This is a genomic window from Pyrobaculum sp. (assembly GCF_049971835.1).
GTDB lineage: Archaea > Thermoproteota > Thermoprotei > Thermoproteales > Thermoproteaceae > Pyrobaculum.
The window spans coordinates 1-2,767 of the sequence record NZ_JBMFKV010000217.1 but is presented as its reverse complement, the minus strand read 5'-3'; the positions used below and the strand labels follow the sequence as shown (position 1 = coordinate 2,767).

4 protein-coding genes and 1 pseudogene are annotated in these 2,767 nt (G+C 67.4%); all 5 read right to left on the bottom strand.

The annotated features are described in order from the left end of the window. Nucleotides 1-232 (bottom strand): annotated as a pseudogene (locus ACP5J3_RS12610) (hypothetical protein); the annotation flags it as partial. After that, nucleotides 217-744, bottom strand: coding sequence for a CRISPR-associated protein Cas4 (gene cas4, locus ACP5J3_RS12605; protein ID WP_428496006.1), 528 nt, complete (start codon nucleotides 742-744; stop codon nucleotides 217-219). The pseudogene ACP5J3_RS12610 and the gene cas4, both read right to left, overlap by 16 nt. Further along, on the bottom strand, nucleotides 722-1,009 hold the full coding sequence (cas2, locus tag ACP5J3_RS12600; RefSeq protein WP_428496005.1) for a CRISPR-associated endonuclease Cas2: 288 nt from the start codon (nucleotides 1,007-1,009) through the stop codon (nucleotides 722-724). Before cas2 ends, cas4 begins: the two co-directional genes overlap by 23 nt. Further along, the gene (gene cas1 / locus ACP5J3_RS12595) at nucleotides 1,006-1,917 is read right to left on the bottom strand and encodes a CRISPR-associated endonuclease Cas1 (protein ID WP_428496004.1); all 912 of its coding nucleotides are present in this window, start codon (nucleotides 1,915-1,917) and stop codon (nucleotides 1,006-1,008) included. The genes cas2 and cas1 overlap by 4 nt, the downstream gene beginning before the upstream one ends. Further along, nucleotides 1,901-2,767, bottom strand: an 867-nt coding sequence (cas4a, locus tag ACP5J3_RS12590; RefSeq protein WP_428496003.1) for a type I-A CRISPR-associated protein Cas4/Csa1, incomplete at its 5' end; no start/stop codon positions are given. The genes cas4a and cas1, both read right to left, overlap by 17 nt.

The following is a 2,767-nucleotide window of genomic DNA, read 5'->3' as shown; positions in this document are numbered from 1 at the left end:
CGTAACGCGCCGCGGCCAGGGCTCTGGCCACTGCGTAGGCCAGCCTCCTCACGTCAACCGGCTTGGGGGCGAGGCGCCTAATCCGCAGAGCGACGGAGAGGGGGTCCGAGAGGTTGCCTAGATAAACCGTGTCCCCCGGCCGCCACCCCAGCTTCACGTAAAGCCTCAACCCCAAAACCCACATATAGCCAGAGACGCCGCCGATATCAACCCTCCCTATGTATAGGTACATATGGCTCTGTACTGGCAGTAGGCGCATTTGGGGCTCCTCCTCGGGGGCGGCGGCGGGCCCTCCACCACCTCAGCCGCCTTTGCCAGCAACGTCTCAGCCGCTTTAAGCTCGGCAGGGGTCACCTGGAGGCTCCTCAGCCTCTCTCCGTACGCCAGCACCCCCCTCGTGACTGCGTAGCCCGCCGCCTTCGCGAGGTAGGCCTCTGCGTACAGCTGCCACTTGTGCTCGGGCCTGGGGACGCCCGTCTTTATCTCGACGGGGACTGCAGACTTCCTCACGACGAGGAGGTCCACGACGCCGTGCGCCCACCCCGCGTCTATGTACACAGGCCTCGGCTCTCCCCCCAGCGCCGCGGCGAGCCTCCGCCTCAGCTCCGGCTCGGCGGATTTCCCCGCCCTCATGGAGGGGGTGACGGGGACGCCGTGTCTCTTAGAGAGCCATAGGTAGCGGGGGCAGTACTCCAGCTCCAGCACGTCCCAGGGCGTGGGCCTATACGACGAGGGTCTGTACATACCTAGGCGGCTTGAGAGGGGCGTATGGGGGAGCCCCCAGCTCCAGCGCCTTGTCCAGCGAGTCGTCGGGGACCGGGATTAGGGCCACGTGCCCCGTCTTGACGTGTCTAGCCAAGACGTGGAGGAGGTCCTGCGCCCTGCCTCTGGGGAGCCTCCCCACGAAGAAGCTCCTCTGCACCCGCACGAAGCCCCACGCCTGCAGAATGGCGGCCGCCTTGGCCCTCTCCCCGTCGTCTTGTATGTCGTAGACGGCGAGCCAGATCACAGCCTGTGCGGCTGGTAGCTGCTCCTCCCCTCTAGGTGGGCCACCGCCTGGGCCACCTGCCTCGCTATAACAGGCTCAAGCCTCAGGGAGAGCCACCTCTCCACAAGAGCCGCCCGCGCCTCCCGCTTCAAAACCCCGCCGTCAAGCCAGTCAGGCCCCGGCCTCATCCTCAAAACCATGAGGTCTACGTGGGGGCGGAACTCCTCCATCAAGTCCAGCACCAGGGAGGGCCTCCCCGACCTGTCGGCGTGGAGGTAGCCGGCGTAGGGGTCGAGGCCGTGGATCACCACCTGCCTCCACACCGCGTATCTGAGGATGCCGTATCCGTAGTTAAGCGCGAGGTTGAAGGGATCCCCGCCCTGGGGGTCTCTGGACGGCACGCCGAAGGCCTCCGACACGGCCCCCCAGTAGATGGAGGCGGCGGAGCCCTCCAGCCCCAGGACGCACTGCGGGTCGCCGCACGCGAGGACCCGGGGGGCCAGCCCAGCTACTTTGGAGGCGGCGTCGGCCAGCAGGCGGTAGCTCTCCCTCCTCCACGCGCCGAGCCTCCTAAGCGCCGCGGCTTGGTTCACCACCTTGCCGTACACCGCCAGCTTTGCTAGCTCGAAGCCCCTCCCCGTGAGGTAGGCCTCGTACTGGGCCCTTCTGTGCGCCACCGTGCCGTTTGCCTCCGGGGGGAACAGCCTCGCCGCCGGCTCGCCCCTCCCGTCGAAAAACACCACGTCGACGAAATGCCTCGCCAAGGCCCTAACCAGGCGGGAGGATATGGAGACGCCCCCCGTGAGTATCCACACCCTGTCCACCTGGTGGAGGGGCACCGCCTGCTCCCCGCCGCCCCTCTTCCTAACCACAAGGGCGCCCCTCCTGTAGCCCAGCGAAACCCCCCAGTCCTTAACCACCACCTCCATGGCAGTGCCTCCAGAAGGGGCACTTGTCGTCGCACCTAGGCGAGAGCCCGGGGTCCGAGCCCGACGCCACCATCTCCATAAGCCTGTTCCTCTCCTCGAGGAAGTCCCTCCTGAGGCCCTCCCCCACCGCCACTGGGTACGCCCTGAGCTTCACCCCGCCGTTGAAGCTTATGTACACCAGCAGGCCGGCGTCCACCGGCACCTCCTCGTCCGCCTCCACCGCCAGGGCGTAGCCGGCGAGGGCAAGGGCGTGTCTATCGTCGGGAGGCCCCACCTTCACCTCCACCACAATATTGTGGTAGAGCGCGTCGGCCCTCACCAGCGTCAGCCCCAGCGGCCTCCCGTCCACGACGTACTCGGCGAGAAGCGGCACCGCCCTGGCGGCGAGGCTGATGGGGTCCGCCTCCGTCCTCGCCGCAATTTCGTCAACCCGCGCCGCCACCTGAACCGCCAGGTACCTCGCCAGCTCCACCCCCCGGGGATCCGGCTCGGCCCCCACGGCGGAGGCGGCCTCCCCGGCCACCTCCTCGGGGCGGAAGGCCTGCACCAGCTCCCACCCCCTCGCCGCTCCCCCCTCCACAAGCCTCCTCAACGCGGCGAGGCTCCTTCTAAAAACCTCGTGTATATACGCCCCGAACTTCATGGCGCCGTTCGGCTCAGCCCTCACCCTAACCACCCTCCTCAAGTAGAGATCCCGCCTAGACTCGCAGTACCCCCCAACCATGTCAGACACCGACAGCCTAACCCCCAGCGGAGGCGGCTGAACCGGCGGCTCACCCCAACGCCACCCCCTAAGCTCCTCCCCCACCTCCACCCTCAACCCCCTCACCAACCTAATCTCCCTAAACAT

What these genes read in the sequence shown, in the direction of transcription:
- cas4 (WP_428496006.1), bottom strand. Translation starts at nt 744, where the DNA reads ATGTACAGACCCTCGTCGTATAGGCCCACGCCCTGGGACGTGCTGGAG.
- cas1 (WP_428496004.1), bottom strand. Translation starts at nt 1,917, where the DNA reads ATGGAGGTGGTGGTTAAGGACTGGGGGGTTTCGCTGGGCTACAGGAGG.